Source organism: Phycisphaeraceae bacterium (genome assembly GCA_020851465.1).
Lineage (GTDB): Bacteria > Planctomycetota > Phycisphaerae > Phycisphaerales > Phycisphaeraceae > JADZCR01.
This window is the reverse complement of the sequence record JADZCR010000014.1, coordinates 47763-63695: the sequence shown is the minus strand read 5'-3', so window position 1 is coordinate 63695 and position 15933 is coordinate 47763. Positions and strand designations below refer to the sequence as shown.

Here is a 15933-nt window from a genome sequence, read left to right as displayed (position 1 = left end):
AGCCAACGAAATAGGGGCAGAGGAAGCGTTTGTTGCGAGCATGGAGAATCCGATTTGGCGTGGGCTGATTAGTACGCTTGCGGCTTCACCCAAGGTTCTGGAGGTCCTGGCGGCCGTGGCGGGAGAGGAGATACCAGAGGAGGAGTTGCGACAGATTCGGGAGAACGTGCCAGAGTTGGCAAAGCTGGGGCGTGAGCGTCAGCAGGTGAAGCGTGAAAAGAAAGTGCCTCAAATAAAAGGAGCATGAGAAGTGATTTCGGGTGAAAAGCCAAAGTATTACAGCAAGCTTCAGGTAGCGGAGATGCTGACGATCTGCATCAGAGGGGTAGAGCGGTTGATAGCGGCTGGCAAGCTGGAAAAGATTCACGTTCACGCGGTAGGCGTAAAGGGCCGCGTCGCGATTGTCGCGGCGTCGGTGGATCGGTTGTTAAAGGAGCGTGGAGGGATAGCTACGTGAAAGCGTACACGTTCAGGCGGAGGCGGAAGATCAAGGGGCGGCTCGTCCTGGCTAAGACCTACACGGCCCGCATCCAGTTGGATGGCGATGCCGTCGCGAAGGACTACCCAACGAACATAACCGATAAACGCGTGGCCGATCAGTTTATGCGGAAGTTGATTGTTGAGATGGAACGCGAGCGATACGGCATTACGCCTCCAAAGAAATTGATCGCCGGGGCTGCCAAGCCAATGCTCGACCACCTGGCCGACTTCACCGCTGACCTGCGGGCACGCGGTCGTAATCGCCGCTATGTCCGCGAGCTTGCGTATCGTGTGCGTGGGATGATTGCGGCCTGCGGGTGGAAACTACTCAAGGACGTTACGGCTGAATCGTTCCTCGCCTGGCGGAAGTCTCATCCTAAGTCGGCTAAGACACTCAATGACTATCTCGCGGCAATCTCCGGGCTGCTTGAATGGATGAAAGTACATGGCCGTTCGAATGAAAACCCTCTCGCACATGTCGGCCGTGTGGATGGACGCGGTAAACAGACGTTTGAACGTGCGGCTTTGAGTGTGGAAGAAGTATGGCGGTTGTGGTATGTCGCCGGGCCGCGGCGGTCGTTGTATCTCGTGGTCATCTACACCACGCTACGTCGCAACGCGGTGTATGAGCTTCGCTGGTGCGATGCGACACTCGAAGGGGATGATCCGGGTCTGCGAGTGCGGGCGAGTACGCAAAAGGACAAGCAAGAGCGGTGGAAGCCTCTGCCTCTCCATGTGGCCGCAGCATTGCAGAAGATGAAGCCAGCTGATGCAAAGCCAACGGATCGCATCTTCAAAGGCATTCTGCCGAAGGACGGGTTGCATTGGTTCTGGTCCGATCTGGACGCTGCGGGCATACCGCATGTAAACGGATTGGGGCAGCGGTTGGATTTTCACGCCTTGCGGCACACTGCCTGCACGTGGGGTGCTGCAACGGGGATTGAAGGTCCGACGTTCCAAGAGTTTACCGGCCACGCCACGGCAAGCATGGCGGCAAGATACACGCATCGGGAAAAGCTGCGTACGCGTGGGCTTGTCGAGGAGATGCCTCGTGTCGGCGACGATGACGAGTGGACCCTCCTAGGGACACCCGGAGGGACACCCGCAGGGGTCGCGTCGAGTCGTCTTGTGTCGGAAGCTGTCGCGTGCGGAGATACAGCCAGTGAACAAAACAGCCGAGAAAACAAGGGATTTTTGCGCTTGGTGGCGTCTGCTGTCGCGTCGCGGCGGAAAGTGCATTTGAATGCGGGCGACAGGAATCGAACCTGCACGGGTTGCCCCACGGGAACCTAAATCCCGCGCGTCTGCCAGTTCCGCCACGCCCGCGTGCGTGCATCATAACCGTTTGCGCGCATGAATTTCGCTCCCGACGATTCACCCGGAACCGTTTGCCGATATACTTATTCAGACATTTCCAAAGGGCTATTCATCAGTCTCGAAGCAACGCGAAAGGCCTCTCATGGCAGCGATGCGTCGAACAACCGGATTGACGTGCGGGTTTACGCTCGTCGAACTGCTGGTGGTGCTGAGCATCATCGCGCTGCTGATGGCTCTGCTCCTGCCGTCGCTGGCTGCCGCCAAGGCTGTGGCCTTTTCCGCCAAGTGTCGAAGCAATCTGCATCAGAATCATCTCGCGTTCACCAGCTATGCGTACGACTTCCGCGACTGCATCCCGCCGGTGGGTACCACCTACAACTACTGGCAAGGTACGCGCGGCGCGACCTGGCACCAGATCCTGGGCAAGGCGGGCTACCTCGGCGGAATGGAGCAGTACGTCGGCTACATCCAGGGATTCGCGCTTGGGAACACTCGCTTCCGCGTCGAGGAATGTCCCGGTGAAAAGGGAAGCCCAAAGCCGGAGCTTAAGGGCTTCACCTACTACAACAACGAACACGCGATGAGCAGCTACGTGATGCACTGGAGCGTCAGCGGCTACCACTACTACTTCGGATACATGGATCACCTGTACCCGATGTGGCAATACTTCCGACGCGGCATGAACGAAGGAAATCCCTACGAAAATATCCGGGCCGCCGACGCTCTGATGGTGATGGACGGCCCTGATTGGGGGCTGACCTGGCTGCTCCCCTACGTGGCGTGGAACCTCGACGCGCCGGGTTCATACACGGGATATTTCGACTACGCCTTCCGACACCCCGCGGAGACATCCAACGCCATGTACCGCGACGGCCACGTCACCGGTATTCAGCACATCGTCAAGACCGGCAAGCCTCTCTGGAAGTTCCTCTGGAAACGATGCCCGAACTGGGCCTGGCAATCCTGCACACCGACCGACATCTGGCTCAACTAATCGGTCAACACCCGACTCCGCCTGACGCTGCACCTGACCACGGCGGCTATGCTATGGAAATGTCTGATCCTTTTTCGACACTGGGAATCCAACCGCGTTTCGACCTTGATGAAGCAGAACTGCATCGCCACTTTATTCAGGCGTCGGCTGCGAATCATCCCGACCGATTCACCGATCCGCTCGAACAGGCCGACGCCGCCGCCCGCTCTGCGACGATCAACGATGCCTACCGCACGCTCCATGATCCGGAGCTGCGCGCCAACGCTCTGCTCGATCTTCTCGGCGGGCCGGACAAAAGCGCGGACAAATCACTACCGCCCGCCCTGCTTGCCGAGATGCTGGAAATCCGCGAACGGATGGAGGAGGCCATCGCATCCCAGGATGAAACGGAGCTGCGCGAGCTGGCCGGCTGGGCGCAGACGCAGCGGGCGGAGCATCTGACGCGGATCGCGGAAATGTTCGTCCAGGCAGGTACGGAGTCCCGTGAAAGCCGGACGGTGATTTTGCAAAAAATCCGCTTGGAGTTGAACGCGCTGCGCTATTTTCAACGCATGATCGAGCAGACACCGGAGGAAAGCCGCGACAGCTCACGGCACTGAAGGTGTTGATGACGATGATGACTTTCCACGTCACCGTATTACTCGCCTTGGTTGTGTCACTCGGAGCCTGCGCCGCCGAACCGGGCACACCGCTGACCCGCTGCGGCGATGAGATCATGGTCTGCGGCCGACTCTTTCACACCGGTACTCGTGTCGTTCTCTGGACCGATCAGGGAGGCTATGACGCTTACCGTGTTGAAAAACGCTTCGCCCCGCTTGACGCTCCGACCACTTCGCCTGTCGATATTTCCGGTGCCCGTTACGGTCTGCGCCATGACTCGCTCACACCCGATGAACTCCAGCGCGTACGCGGCGGCGGCTGGGACCTGCCCCTGCTCCAGCGCGTGGTGGATCAGTTCGTCATTCACTACGACGCGGTCGGCAACAGCCGCGACTGTTTCGAGATCCTTCAGGACAAGCGCGGCTTGAGCATCCACTTCATGCTCGACACGGACGGCACGATCTACCAGACACTCGATGTCAAGGAACGCGCCTGGCACGCGACGATCGCCAACGACCGCTCCGTCGGCATCGAGATCGCCCACGTCGGAGCCGTTCCCGCAGGGGATCCTTCCGTCACCAGTGACATGATGCGGGGGATGATTCAGGGGCAGGAGCTGGCGCAGTCGCCGTTCACGGATGCGCAGTACCGTGCGCTGGCAAAGCTCACGGCTGCGCTTTGTGTCGTACTGCCTCGGATCAAGTGCGACTATCCGCGCGATGCGAACGGTCAACTCGTGCGGCACAAGCTCGATGACGAAACGCTGCGGAATTACCACGGACTGCTCGGCCACTATCACATTCAAACCAACAAGGTGGATCCGGGGCCGGCGTTTGACTGGGATCGGTTGATGCGTGAAACAAAGGCTGCTCGCTGATCTCCGCTGCGCACGAATGACATCACAGGTTACGATTGGTCATCATCATCGGAGACTAACCATGAAAGCACTTTTTCTTGCTCCCCTGCTTATCGCCGCTGGAGCTTTCGCACAGGACGCCAACAAGATCGACGAAAAGGCAGGCCCCAGTCTGACCATCTACTCCTCAGCCGATCCTTATGGCTTCGACCCGCAGCAATACATCGAGCAGGCGCGACAGGGTGTGCCGGCATCCAATGTCCCCGGCTTCGGTGTCGTCAAGGAAATCCGATCGCTCAATCTCAAGGAAGGCGTCAACACGCTTTCGTTCACCGATGTGGCGCAGTTCATCGACCCGACGACGGTGAGCTTTGCCGACCTGACCGCCAAGGCGGGCACAGCGGTCCTTGAACAGCGGTTTCAGTTTGATCTGGTGAATCCCGACAAGCTGCTGGAAAAATCCATCGACAGTGAAGTCGCCGTCACTGTCCCGGCGGGCGAGGGGAAGGCGGAGACTTATACCGGCAAGCTCATGTCGATCAATCAGGGCCAGCTCGTGCTGCGGGAGAAAAGCGGGACGGTTCGTATCCTGTCGCGCCAGGGAGCGAACATCACGCGGACGGGCAACGAGGTTGGTCTGATTACCCGCCCGACGCTTCAGTGGCTCATCAGTTCCAGGACGGGCGGCCCGCACGACATCCGCACAACGTATCAGACAGCAGGCCTGACGTGGAAAGCGGATTACAACCTGGTGCTCAGCGATGACGAGCGCAAGGCGGACCTCAGCGCATGGGTGACGCTGCTGAATCTTTCCGGCACGACATACCAGAACGCCAAGCTCAAACTCATCGCCGGTGACGTGCAGCGGGCGCAGAACCGCCAGCCTCAACCGGTGAGGATGATGGCCCGTGGCGGTGCGGCGATGGCTGATGTCGCGCCGGGCTTCGAGGAAAAAGCCTTTTTCGAGTACCACCTCTACAGCCTTCCCCGTCGAACCGACATCACGCAGAACGCGACGCAGCAGTTGGCGTTGTTTCCGACGGCACGGGATGTGGGCGTGGAAAAAGTCCTGGTTTACTACGGCCAGCCGCAGGGCGCGTACTGGGTCTTTGCCCAGCCGTACCTGGAGCGCAATCTGGGTAACGACTCGAATAAAAAGGTGGATATCTATTTCCGCTTCGCCAACACTGAGGCGAACAAGATGGGCATGCCCTTGCCTCGCGGGAAGATTCGGGTTTACAAGCAGGACGACGCGGATAAGTCGCTGGAGTTTATCGGTGAGGATCTGATCGACCACACGCCGCGAAATGAGAAGGTGCTCATCAGGCTCGGTCAGGCGTTTGACATCGTCGGCGAGCGCACACAGACCAATTTCACCGTGGACGCCAACGGCCGCGTGATGACCGAGAGCTTCCGCATCGAGCTGCGTAACGCCAAGAAGGAATTACCTGTGCATGTGGTAATCAAGGAAAATCTATACCGCTGGACCAACTGGGAGATCGTCAAGACGACCGACGAGTTTGCGAAGATCGACGCGCGGACGATTCACTTCGATGTCGATGTGCCCGCCGACGGCAAAAAGGTCGTGGAATACACCGTCAAATACACATGGTGAGAGGGAGCGCGGGGATTCCGCCAAATGCGGTCGAAAGGAGTCGAACCTTCACGGGGTGTTGAGCCCCACTAGGACCTGAACCTAGCGCGTCTGCCAATTCCGCCACGACCGCCTGCCGTGTCGAGCCGACAAGTGTAGATACCTTGCGCCGTCGCGGCAACTGGCGGACGAATTTCTCGGAGCGCCGCCGCCGGTGCCGACGCGCGAGCGGATCTTCCGTCCATCACTACCATGCACCCGACATGACAGACACGAGCGATGATGTTCCCACCTTTGATTCACCGACGGACGCAACTGCCGGCCACGTGGCGGTGCTGCCGGCGGAGGTGCTCGACCTGCTGCAACCGCGCCCCGGTCAGGTGATGCTCGACTGCACGCTGGGGCGGGCCGGCCATGCGTCGCTGATCGCGCCTCGTCTGGAGCCGGGCGGACGGTACATCGGGCTGGATGTCGATCCGGTCAATCTGGAATATGCAAGGCAGGTGTTGAAGTCGTCGCCGGTGCGGGTCGATCTGGTCAAGTCCAATTTCGCCCACGCCCGTGAAGCACTCGACGCGCTGGAGATCGGGCGCGTGGACCTGGTGCTGGCGGACTTGGGCTTTGCCTCGAACCAGATGGCGGACCCGGCGCGGGGATTTTCCTTCAACCTCGACGGCCCGCTCGACATGCGGCTCGACCCGGAGCTGACACAGACCGCGGCTGATCTGGTGAACAACCTCAGCGAGCGCGAACTGGCGGATTTGATCTACCAATACGGCGAAGAGAGGCTGAGTCGAAAAATCGCACGAAAAGTTGTGGAAGAACGTGATCGTTCTCCGATTCTGACTACACAGGCCCTGGCGCAGGTCGTGCGCCGCGCGTATCCGCCCCTGCCCGGAAAAAAATCGGGACGATTCGGGCGGTCACGCATTGATCCGGCGACGCGGACTTTCATGGCGTTGCGGATCGCGGTGAACGAGGAGCTGGGGGCACTGGAGCGACTGCTCGGCGCTCTGCCGGAGCTGGTCAGGCCGGGTGGGCGGGTGGCGATCATCAGCTTCCATTCACTGGAAGATCGACTGGTCAAACACGCCTTTGCCGACCTCGACCGGACAGGTCGGGCGCGGAAGCTGACGCGGAAGCCGCAGACCGCCGGTGACGCTGAACGCGACACCAACCCGCGCAGCCGCTCGGCGAAGCTGCGCGGGATCGAATGGGCCGGAGATATTTAGATCACATCGGTGAGCAACGCTCACCTCAATCAGGACAGGCAAATGGCACGCGAAACCAAGGTGGGTCTTCTGGTCGGCATGGTCATCATTCTCGTGATCGGGATCATCGTCAGTGACCACCTCTCGGTCGTGCATCATCAGGTCGCCGCGCCGATGGAAGGCTTCGGCAACATCGCGCAGAACAGCGTGGAAGGCCAGCCGAACACGCCGACGACGCCTGTCGCTCAAGGCGATCAGCCGAGCCTCGGCCAGCCGATGCCCGCCAATCGTGTCGTTCCCGTGCCGATGCCCGGCGAGACGATCAACGCCATCGACCGCACCACGCCGCAGGATCAGAACAACCAGCCCACCACGCCGCGCCTTGCCGATGCCAATGAACCGCCCGCCCCGCTGGCGGTTCACGTCGTCAAGCACGGCGACACGATCTATCGAATCGTCCGCACGTACTACAAAAACGACGTCGCCTGGACGGCCAGTGCCAAACTCATCGAAGACGCTAACCGCGGCTCCATCGGCCCCAAGGGTCAACTCCGCGACGGTACCAAACTCGTCATCCCCAAGCCGGCGGTCCCCGATGAACTCAAAAAGACCGGCCTGCTCGTGGATGCTGACCCCAATACGTCCAGCGGGACCGATGGCACCGCCCCCGTGAAACTCGTGGAGGTCCGAAAAGGTCAGACGCTTCGATCCATCGCGCAGGACCGCCTCGGCGACTCGCGCCGCGCCGGTGAACTGCTCCGGCTGAACTCCGATCAGTTGCACAAGGAAAGCGATCTGCGCCCCGGCATGGTGATCCGCCTGCCTGCGACGACAGGCGCAGCGAGCAACGGCCAGCCGGTTTCAACCGTGCTGACGCCGACGATTGAAAACTCGTCCGCGCAGACGACGATCAAGACCACCGACAACGCACCCGCCCGCACCTACACCGTCAAGTCCGGCGACACGCTCGTGAGCATCGCCGCCCGGCAACTCGGCAGTGCCGCCAAGGCCGACGACATCTACCGCCTCAACCGGAAAACGCTGGCCAACAAGAACCAGCTCAAAGTCGGTCAAGTCTTGATCCTTTCCAGCGCGTCAAGCCGATAACAAGCAAACGAAGCTCTCCGCCGGCACGCCCGCCGGAGGAAGCAGCGTGATGTTCCGGCAGCTTCCGCCGTCGCGGTGCGCGCATCGCCCGTCGGAACTGCGGTGTTTTTCCCGTGCGAGGTTTCCATGTTTCTCAAGGGGCTGGCGATCATCGTGTTCATCGTCGGCATCGCGGTGGTGCTCCTGGGCATGCGTCAGGAGCGGCTGACCTCGATGCACGAGATGGCGCAACTGCACGCGAAGATGAACCGCTCACGTCAGGCAATGTGGGACATGCAGGTGCGTGTGGCGGGCAAGACCAGTCCGGAAGCACTCGCCGAGGCGGTTCAACGCGCCAAGCTCCAGTTGGAGCCGGCGACACCTGGCGCGGCAGCGGCACTGGCGCGACCCGCGAATGTGCGCCACGTGCAGGTCCAGAACGATTGACGTGATCTGCAACGCGCCGATTCGTGCGGGAATGGTCCGCATCGAGCCGGCGACATCGCTTGAGTTCAGATGACAACCCGGCCGGCAAACCGGCCGCACCGATAGCCGAGGCCGTCATGGATGATTCGCAGAATTCCACGCTCCCCCACCGCCGCTGGCCTAATCACGACAGCCCCACGATCCGTCCCGAAGACGGCGCGCGCCGCGTCCTGATCGTCGGCTACGTCATCATCGGACTCGTCACGGCGGGACTGCTCGGCGTGCTCGGACGTGTCGTGCAACTCCAGACACAGCCGGATACGAACATCGCGGCACTCAAGGACACGCAGACCAGCACCGTGCCCATCCTGGCGCGGCGCGCCAGCCTCACCGACCGGCGCGGTCGGGTGCTCACCTCCAGCCGGATCAAGCAGCGACTCTACGTGGACCCGTTTGAAATCGAAGACCCCGGCACCTTTTCCGAGCGCGTCGCCTCGCAGCTTGGCTACGATCCCGCATGGATCGAGCAGACCGTCAATCAACGGCTCGACCGTCGCTACGTCGTCCTCGATCGTTACATGAGCGATGACCGCGCCGACAAGATGGCGGGCTTCAAACTCCGCGGGCTGGGCGTCGAGCCGCACGTTATCCGTGATTATCCGCAGGGAAAGCTCGGCGGCGCGCTGCTGGGATATGTCAACGCTGACGGCGTGGGCATCGAAGGCCTCGAAAAACTTTTCGACAAGGAACTCCGAGGCAAACCCGGCAGCATCACCTATCTGCGGGACGCTCGGCGGACGCCGATCTACATCGACCAGCGCGACTACAAGCAGCCGGCGGACGGAAAATCGGTTCGGCTCAGCCTCGACCTGATGATCCAGTCATACGCGGAGACAGAACTGACCAAAGCCTGCCAGGATTTCGGCGCCGCATCAGGTGAGATGGTGGTGATGGATCCGCGCACCGGCGAGATTCTCGCGATGGCGAACTATCCGTCGGTGGATCTGAATGAGTTTGGAAAGACCAAGCCGGAAAACCGCCGCAACCGCTGCGTGACGGACACCTACGAACCCGGCTCGACGTTCAAGCCGTTCATCTGGGCCGGCGCTCTGGAGGCGGGAGTGTTTTCACCCTCCGAGATTTATGACTGCACGACTTCCGGCGCGTATCGCTTTGCCAGCGGTCGTAACCTGCACGACGCGCACCCGGTGGGCACAGTGACCGCGGAGAAGGTGCTGATCATGTCGAGCAACATCGGCATGGGAAAAATCGGCACCGAACTGGGTAACGCAGCGACGCGCCAGGCGATGAAGCGTTTCGGGTTTGGTGATCCGACCGGGGCGAGACTGCCCGGCGAGGTTTCCGGCCGCGTCTGGCCCTTGAGCCGCTGGAGCAAATACTCGATCACTTCGGTCTCGATGGGTCAGGAAGTGTCGGTGACCGCGTTGCAGATGGCGCGAGCGTTCAGTGTGTTCGCCAATGGCGGCCTGCTGCCGACGCCGACGATCCGCGCGATCGATCCGACGGATTCAGCACATCCGCCGATCATGGAACGAGTGCTCAAGCCGGCGACCGCAGCGCGGACCCGCGAGGTGCTGCGTCGCGTCGTGACGGAAGGCACCGGCAAGAAGGCCAACAGCGACCTGTACCCGATCTTCGGCAAGACGGGCACCGCCCAGATCGCCGGCCCGCGCGGCGGATACATCCCCGACGCTTACAACGCTTCCTTCGTCTGCGGTGCGCCGGTCGATCATCCGCGCGTTGTCGTCCTCTGCGTCATTCATCATCCTGATCGCAGAAAAGGGCACTTCGGCGGCACGGTCGCGGCTCCTGCCGCCAAGCGTGTCGTGGAACAGTCGCTCATCTATCTGGGTGTCCCGCCTGTCCCCGCACAGGATGTCGAGCATACGACGCAACTGGCTGCGTGGGATTGAATCGGCTCGCAACGCGCCTGAGGAGATTCGACGCATCTTGCATCTTCACGCTGCGCAATTACGCTGTCGGTTTCCTCGCTCAAGGATGACCGCGTGCTGCGTACACCTTTTTATCAATTTCACGTTGACCACGGCGCGAAGTTCGTGGACTTCCACGGCTGGGAGATGCCGATGCTCTACTCCTCGATCCACGAGGAGCACAAGCAGGTGCGTACCGCCGGCGGGCTTTTTGACGTATCACACATGGGCCGGTTGAAGATTTCCGGCCGACACGCGCGCCGCCTGCTGGAGCGCATCCTGACCCGCCGCATCAGCGACATGGCTGAGCAGACCTGCCGTTACAGCCTCATCTGCAACGAGTCGGGCGGCATCATCGACGATGTGATCCTCTACCGTTTCAGCGAGCACTGGCTGCTGGTGTGCAACTCCTCCAATCGCCAGCGGGTGCTCGATCACTTCAACGCCCACATCGGCGATCTGGTCGTCAAGATCGAAGACCAGACAACCTCGACGGCAATGGTCGCCCTCCAGGGACCTAAGGTCATGGACCACATCGGCCGCTTCTCCCGCGAGGTGCCCACGCTCAAACGCTTCGCCTTCTGCGTCAAAAACGTGCTCATCCTCAAAATGACCATCAGCCGAACCGGCTACACGGGTGAAGACGGCGTCGAAGTGATCCTGCCCGGCTCAATGGCGGCCATGGCAATCAAGCTGCTGGTCAAGGAAAAATCCGACGACCCCAGCGGCGCGGTGCTCAAACCCGCGGGGCTCGGCGCACGCGATACCCTCCGCATGGAAGCGGGCATGCCTCTCTACGGCCACGAGCTTGATGACCAGACCGACCCGCTCTCGGCGGGGCTGGCCTTTGCCGTCACCCTCAACAAGGATCAGGATGAAAATGGCGAAAGGTTCATCGGGCAGGATGCGCTCAAGCAAATTGCCGCCCAGGGACCACGGAAAAACCTCGTCGGCTTGAAACTCGACGGTCGGCGCACCGCAAGACAGGGCATGGCGGTGCTCAAGGGCGATCAGACTGTCGGCACGATCACCAGCGGCTGCATCTCGCCGACGCTGGGTTATCCGATCGCGATGGCGTTTGTGGCAGCGGGAACCGAGGGGGAGTTGAACGTGAATCTCGGCTCGGAACGCGCATCCGCTCAGATCGTAAAGCTGCCCTTCTACTCACACACGCGAAAGGCATAGCGACCATTCACGTGAGCCAGTACGAAGCAAGCGGTAGCGCTTAAGAAAAAAATGCAGGCATCAAGCGATGCGGCGGGCGGGGACGACGGCGCCGGCGTTTCCGCCGCGACGACGCGGGCGAGCCGGGCCGTCAAAAGGCTTGTCGCTGGCGAGGCGTTCGTTGAGCTTGCGGAGCGCATCGATCTCGATCTGGCGTACGCGCTCGCGCGTCAGGCCGATCTCCTGACCGATCTGCTTGAGTGTCAGCGGTTCACGGCCGTCTAGACCGAAGCGGAGTCGAAGCACGATCGCCTCACGGGAATCGATCGCATCGAGCAGCCGCTGAATGGTGTTGAGGTCATCGCGGTTGAGAGCCTGTTCCTGCGGAGAGGGCGTGCGCGTGTCGCTGAGCATTTCGGACAGCAGGGGTCCGTCGTCCTGCGTCACGCTTCCGGTCTGTGCGGGCCGCTGAAAAGCGCGGACTGCTTTACGGATGATGCGCACTTTCTTGGGCGGCAGTTCCATGACTTCAGCCAGTTCCTGAATGGACGGCTGACGACCGAGTTTTTCCTGTAATTCCGAGCTGGCGCGTTTCCATCGCGCGATCAACTCGACCATGTATGCGGGGATGTGGATCGGCTGGACGGCATTGATCAATGCGCGTTTGATCGCCTGCTTGATCCACCACGAAGCGTAGGTGCTGAAGCGGGCCCCCTGCTCAGGATCAAACGCCTCGACCGCACGGAGCAGGCCGATGTTGCCCTCCTCGATCAGGTCGGTCAGAGGCAGGCCGCGATTGTTGTAGCGTTTGGCGATGTTCACCACGAGGCGCAGATTGGAGCGGATCATCGTGTCGCGCGCACAGGGGCAATTTTCGTGCATGATCTTCCAGCAGAGCTCCCGCTCCTGCTCAGCGCTGAGCAGAGGCGAGGCATCGATCTGCCTGAGATAGATCTCCAATCCGTTTTTCACTGCCGATGCGGACATCGACCACTCCCGTTATCCGGCGCAAAAAGGGCCTGAACCGGCCCGCGAGCACCGATACTCCTCCGACTTATCGTCGGCGGTTTGATCGCTTCGCTTAATCCCTGCCCAACACTCTCCCTCGCATCCTGGAAACGGCGGTTTACCCCGACGCTCAGGCTGCCGAACCCGATCCGGACTGATGCGCCTCCCACGCCACCGCGGCAGCCCCGATAAAACCCGCATCGTTACCCAACTGCGCGGGCACGATCTGCATTTTGGTGGGCACCATCTTCCACGAGTGGTCCGTAAACGCGGCCCGCACGCGGTCGAAAAGATATGGCCCGGCCAGAATCATGCCTCCCGCAAAAACGATCATTTGTGGATCGAGCACTCGACATATCGAAACACACGCAATACCCAGCAGCGTCGTCGTCTCCTCGATGACACGGACTGCCAGTGCGTCTCCTTCTTTCGCAGCCTCAAAGATTTCCTTCGTAGTTATTTTATCCACGCCCTGGGAGAAAATCGCGGATAATTTTGATTTCTCGCCGGCAGTGAGCGCCTCGACGGCACGCCGGGCAGTGGAGCTGGCGGACGCATAGGCTTCCAGGCATCCGCGCTGACCGCAGGCACAAAGGCGACCGTTGGGTACAACGATTAAATGCCCCATTTCACCGGCCAGATCGTACGCACCGTGCAGCACTTTGCCGTCGATCACGATCCCGCTGCCGACGCCCGTACCCAGCGTGAGCATGACGAGATTGCGAATACTCGGATCACGACCCGCACCGGCCCAGAACTCACCAAAGCCCGCAGCGTTGGCGTCGTTTTCGAGGATGGCCGGCCTGCCGGTCTGCCGCGCAATATCCGGCGCAAGTAAAACGTTTCGCAAGGCGGGAATATTCGGGGCGGCAATGACTTTGCCCTCTTTGAGATTGAGCATCCCCGGCGAACCGATCCCGATGTAATCGATTTGCCCCAGCGACAGACCCGCCAGTCGGACTGCCTCGTGGGCGGCGGCGACCAGCCCTCCGGTCAGGACTGCCGGATCATTCGTCACCGGCGTGACGCAGGAACCCTTGGATATGATCCTGGCTTTGTCGTCAACCACCCCGTACTTGATATTGGTGCCACCCAGATCAAGACCGATGTAATAACCCATGGTTCACTCGCCGGCACCAGGCTTCGCGGGAGCGCGCGACCAGCCGGGCGCAAAACGGAGGGATTGTAATCGAAACGCCGGAAAATCAAGGTCAACCGAATCGCAATCGCTCCCCGCAGCCTGACGAAGTTGCCGCCACTGATCCATCGGGTTCAACCACGACAGACCGTCGCGAGAGGCACGCGCCGCGGCCTTTACACGCCGCAGATGCGCGGAACGTGGTGTTTCATCAGGGCGCGCTGGGTGATTGGATACTCGTCTTCCCGCTGTTGCGTGCGCTGGATGGTCAAACGTCGGTAGTCACAGCCGGTGACAAAGCGCGACTGGCAGCACGACTGATTCACGGCATCGAGCCGATCGATGTCGAGTCGTCGGACATGACACGTCTGCATGTCGAGGATGGCTGGAAACAGATCAGCGAAGAACGCAAGCGATGGTTCAAGAACATCAACGGCTGGATTGTCAGCTACCTCAGCGACGGCCGCGACCGCTGGGCGGAGAATGTACGACAGCTTGCGCCAACCGCTCGACTGGCGTTTGTCCAGCCGCGACCGCCTGCTGATTGGGATGAACACATCACACGCGCTCATGCGGTCCAGCTCGCGGCGCAGGGATTGCGACTGCGTGAAGTCGTCCTGCCGCCACGCAGCAATCCGCGCGGCCTGGTCGTCATTCATCCCGGCAGCGGCGGTGCAACCAAGTGCTGGCCGCGCCAAAATTACGAGCGGGTCATGGAAATGCTGCGTGATCAGCGCATTCCGTCACAGGCGATCTGCGGCGAAGTGGAACTGGAAACCTGGCCTGCCGATCTGCGACGACACTGGGAAAAAACCTGGAACCTGCGTTGCCTCACCACGCTCGGAGAACTCGCGGATATGACCGCTGAGGCGCGACTGTTTCTCGGCAATGATTCCGGCCCGACACATCTGGCCGCACAGATCGGCGTTCCGACACTCGCTCTGTTCGGCCCCACGTCGGCGACACAGTGGTCCCCGCTGGGGCCTGCGGTTGTCACACTCGCTCCGCCTTCACCACAGGCGATGGAGTGGCATGGCGTCCCGCAGGTCTTCGCTGCGCTGGAGTCAATGCTCGCCGATTGATCTCCGTGTTCATTCTGGCTCGGCGCACTGATCACGGATATCATGTCTTATCCGTATGAAAATCCTCCTCGCCAATCCCCGCGGTTTCTGCGCCGGCGTCAACATGGCGATCCAGTGCGTCGATGAGGCGCTCAAGATCGTCGGCTCGCCGCTTTACGTCTATCACGAAATCGTCCACAACCGGCACGTCGTCGAGCGCTTCGTCAAGCTCGGCGTGATCTTCGTTGACTCGATTGATGAGGTGCCGGCCAATCAGACCGTCGTCTTCAGCGCACACGGCGTCAGCCCCGAAGTCCGCCGCTTAGCACGACAACGCGGCTGCACCATGATCGACGCCACCTGCCCGCTGGTCACCAAGGTCCACATGGAGGCGATCCGCTACGCGAGGCAGGGATTCAAAATCCTGCTCATCGGTCACGCTGGTCACGATGAAGTCGTCGGAACCGTCGGCGAAGCACCCGATGCGATCACCATCGTGCAGTCACCCGCCGACGTGGAAAAACTGCCTTTTTCCGCTGATGAAAAGCTCGTCTATCTGACGCAGACGACGCTGAGCATGGATGACGCGAACGTCATCATCAACGCCATCCGCAAACGCTATCCCAACATCAAAGCTCCTCCGGGCGAGGACATCTGCTACGCGACGACGAATCGGCAGCGCGCGGTGCGCGACGTGGCGACCGAGGCGAACCTCGTGCTGGTTGTCGGTTCGCGGAACAGCTCCAACTCCATCCGCCTGACGGAAATCTCACAGAACTCCGGTACGCCCGCCTACCTCGTGGACGACAAGAGCGAGATCGACCACCAGTGGTTCAGGAATGTCGATACCGTGCTCGTCACCGCCGGCGCGTCGGCACCGGAACACCTCGTCAAAGAGATCATCGAAGACCTCAAGTCGCGCTACGGCGGCGAGGTCGAGGAACGGCACGTCATCGACGAGGATGAGCACTTTGAATTACCGCTGAGCCTGCGCGTGCTGCGCGACGGTCCCCGCTCCGATACCGCTCTTTCCCGGTGACGAACGC

The 15933-nt window shown here is 61.0% G+C and carries 16 protein-coding genes and 2 tRNA genes; 14 read left to right on the top strand and 4 right to left on the bottom strand.

Annotated features, from left to right (window positions below; translation table 11 throughout):
- Window positions 1–40 precede the first annotated feature (40 nt).
- From IT444_12330 to IT444_12320, 3 genes are all read left to right on the top strand, one after another.
- Complete coding sequence (locus IT444_12330; GenBank protein ID MCC7193556.1) at window positions 41–247, top strand: hypothetical protein; 207 nt, start codon at window positions 41–43, stop codon at window positions 245–247.
- 3 nt (window positions 248–250) lie between these two features.
- Window positions 251–457, top strand: coding sequence for a hypothetical protein (locus tag IT444_12325; protein MCC7193555.1), 207 nt, complete (start codon window positions 251–253; stop codon window positions 455–457).
- A 146-nt stretch (window positions 458–603) separates the two neighbouring features.
- Window positions 604–1773 carry a tyrosine-type recombinase/integrase gene (locus IT444_12320; GenBank protein MCC7193554.1) on the top strand — a complete coding sequence of 390 codons (1170 nt, stop codon included), beginning with the start codon at window positions 604–606 and terminating at the stop codon, window positions 1771–1773.
- Here IT444_12320 and IT444_12315 read toward each other — a convergent pair.
- Window positions 1725–1806: transfer RNA gene (locus IT444_12315), tRNA-Leu, on the bottom strand. The genes IT444_12320 and IT444_12315 overlap by 49 nt on opposite strands.
- 133 nt (window positions 1807–1939) lie before the next feature.
- Here IT444_12315 and IT444_12310 point away from each other — a divergent pair.
- The 4 genes from IT444_12310 to IT444_12295 all read left to right on the top strand — a co-directional run bounded on the left by IT444_12310 (window position 1940) and on the right by IT444_12295 (window position 5862).
- Window positions 1940–2791 carry a prepilin-type N-terminal cleavage/methylation domain-containing protein gene (locus IT444_12310; GenBank protein ID MCC7193553.1) on the top strand — a complete coding sequence of 284 codons (852 nt, stop codon included), beginning with the start codon at window positions 1940–1942 and terminating at the stop codon, window positions 2789–2791.
- Between the two features lie 59 nt (window positions 2792–2850).
- On the top strand, window positions 2851–3390 hold the full coding sequence (gene hscB, locus IT444_12305) for a Fe-S protein assembly co-chaperone HscB (protein MCC7193552.1): 540 nt from the start codon (window positions 2851–2853) through the stop codon (window positions 3388–3390).
- A gap of 8 nt (window positions 3391–3398) precedes the next feature.
- Window positions 3399–4268, top strand: coding sequence for an N-acetylmuramoyl-L-alanine amidase (locus IT444_12300; protein ID MCC7193551.1), 870 nt, complete (start codon window positions 3399–3401; stop codon window positions 4266–4268).
- A 61-nt stretch (window positions 4269–4329) separates the two neighbouring features.
- Complete coding sequence (locus IT444_12295) at window positions 4330–5862, top strand: DUF4139 domain-containing protein (GenBank protein MCC7193550.1); 1533 nt, start codon at window positions 4330–4332, stop codon at window positions 5860–5862.
- 25 nt (window positions 5863–5887) lie between these two features.
- Here the strand turns inward: IT444_12295 and IT444_12290 are convergent.
- A tRNA-Leu gene (locus IT444_12290) sits at window positions 5888–5974 on the bottom strand.
- 130 nt (window positions 5975–6104) lie between these two features.
- On the opposite strand from IT444_12290, the gene rsmH reads away from it, so the two are divergent.
- From rsmH to gcvT, 5 genes are all read left to right on the top strand, one after another.
- Window positions 6105–7073, top strand: coding sequence for a 16S rRNA (cytosine(1402)-N(4))-methyltransferase RsmH (rsmH, locus tag IT444_12285; protein MCC7193549.1), 969 nt, complete (start codon window positions 6105–6107; stop codon window positions 7071–7073).
- Between the two features lie 42 nt (window positions 7074–7115).
- Window positions 7116–8159 (top strand): LysM peptidoglycan-binding domain-containing protein, encoded by a 1044-nt coding sequence (locus IT444_12280; protein ID MCC7193548.1) that lies wholly within the window; start codon window positions 7116–7118, stop codon window positions 8157–8159.
- A 126-nt stretch (window positions 8160–8285) separates the two neighbouring features.
- Window positions 8286–8585 carry a hypothetical protein gene (locus tag IT444_12275; GenBank protein MCC7193547.1) on the top strand — a complete coding sequence of 100 codons (300 nt, stop codon included), beginning with the start codon at window positions 8286–8288 and terminating at the stop codon, window positions 8583–8585.
- A 116-nt stretch (window positions 8586–8701) separates the two neighbouring features.
- Window positions 8702–10498 (top strand): penicillin-binding protein 2, encoded by a 1797-nt coding sequence (locus IT444_12270; protein ID MCC7193546.1) that lies wholly within the window; start codon window positions 8702–8704, stop codon window positions 10496–10498.
- Window positions 10499–10591: 93 nt separating this feature from the next.
- Window positions 10592–11701: a glycine cleavage system aminomethyltransferase GcvT gene (gene gcvT, locus IT444_12265; GenBank protein MCC7193545.1), complete on the top strand. Its 1110-nt coding sequence runs from the start codon at window positions 10592–10594 to the stop codon at window positions 11699–11701.
- Window positions 11702–11761: 60 nt separating this feature from the next.
- Here the strand turns inward: gcvT and IT444_12260 are convergent, their stop codons facing one another.
- Together IT444_12260 and IT444_12255 are read right to left on the bottom strand one after the other, a co-directional pair.
- Window positions 11762–12667, bottom strand: a complete 906-nt coding sequence (locus IT444_12260; protein MCC7193544.1) for an RNA polymerase sigma factor RpoD/SigA — start codon at window positions 12665–12667, stop codon at window positions 11762–11764.
- Window positions 12668–12818: 151 nt separating this feature from the next.
- The gene (locus IT444_12255) at window positions 12819–13808 is read right to left on the bottom strand and encodes an ROK family protein (protein ID MCC7193543.1); all 990 of its coding nucleotides are present in this window, start codon (window positions 13806–13808) and stop codon (window positions 12819–12821) included.
- Between the two features lie 221 nt (window positions 13809–14029).
- Here IT444_12255 and IT444_12250 point away from each other — a divergent pair, with 221 nt between their 5' ends.
- Complete coding sequence (locus tag IT444_12250; protein MCC7193542.1) at window positions 14030–14908, top strand: glycosyltransferase family 9 protein; 879 nt, start codon at window positions 14030–14032, stop codon at window positions 14906–14908.
- Between the two features lie 55 nt (window positions 14909–14963).
- Window positions 14964–15926 (top strand): 4-hydroxy-3-methylbut-2-enyl diphosphate reductase, encoded by a 963-nt coding sequence (gene ispH / locus IT444_12245; protein ID MCC7193541.1) that lies wholly within the window; start codon window positions 14964–14966, stop codon window positions 15924–15926.
- Window positions 15927–15933 lie beyond the last annotated feature (7 nt).

Excerpts from the sequence above, each read along its gene's own strand:
- IT444_12330 (MCC7193556.1), top strand. The coding sequence starts at position 41 with ATGGAGAATCCGATTTGGCGTGGGCTGATTAGTACGCTTGCGGCTTCA.
- IT444_12320 (MCC7193554.1), top strand. The coding sequence starts at position 604 with ATGCGGAAGTTGATTGTTGAGATGGAACGCGAGCGATACGGCATTACG.
- IT444_12310 (MCC7193553.1), top strand. The coding sequence starts at position 1,940 with ATGGCAGCGATGCGTCGAACAACCGGATTGACGTGCGGGTTTACGCTC.
- hscB (MCC7193552.1), top strand. The coding sequence starts at position 2,851 with ATGTCTGATCCTTTTTCGACACTGGGAATCCAACCGCGTTTCGACCTT.
- IT444_12300 (MCC7193551.1), top strand. The coding sequence starts at position 3,399 with ATGACGATGATGACTTTCCACGTCACCGTATTACTCGCCTTGGTTGTG.
- IT444_12295 (MCC7193550.1), top strand. The coding sequence starts at position 4,330 with ATGAAAGCACTTTTTCTTGCTCCCCTGCTTATCGCCGCTGGAGCTTTC.
- rsmH (MCC7193549.1), top strand. The coding sequence starts at position 6,105 with ATGACAGACACGAGCGATGATGTTCCCACCTTTGATTCACCGACGGAC.
- IT444_12280 (MCC7193548.1), top strand. The coding sequence starts at position 7,116 with ATGGCACGCGAAACCAAGGTGGGTCTTCTGGTCGGCATGGTCATCATT.
- IT444_12275 (MCC7193547.1), top strand. The coding sequence starts at position 8,286 with ATGTTTCTCAAGGGGCTGGCGATCATCGTGTTCATCGTCGGCATCGCG.
- IT444_12270 (MCC7193546.1), top strand. The coding sequence starts at position 8,702 with ATGGATGATTCGCAGAATTCCACGCTCCCCCACCGCCGCTGGCCTAAT.
- IT444_12260 (MCC7193544.1), bottom strand. The coding sequence starts at position 12,667 with ATGTCCGCATCGGCAGTGAAAAACGGATTGGAGATCTATCTCAGGCAG.
- IT444_12255 (MCC7193543.1), bottom strand. The coding sequence starts at position 13,808 with ATGGGTTATTACATCGGTCTTGATCTGGGTGGCACCAATATCAAGTAC.
- ispH (MCC7193541.1), top strand. The coding sequence starts at position 14,964 with ATGAAAATCCTCCTCGCCAATCCCCGCGGTTTCTGCGCCGGCGTCAAC.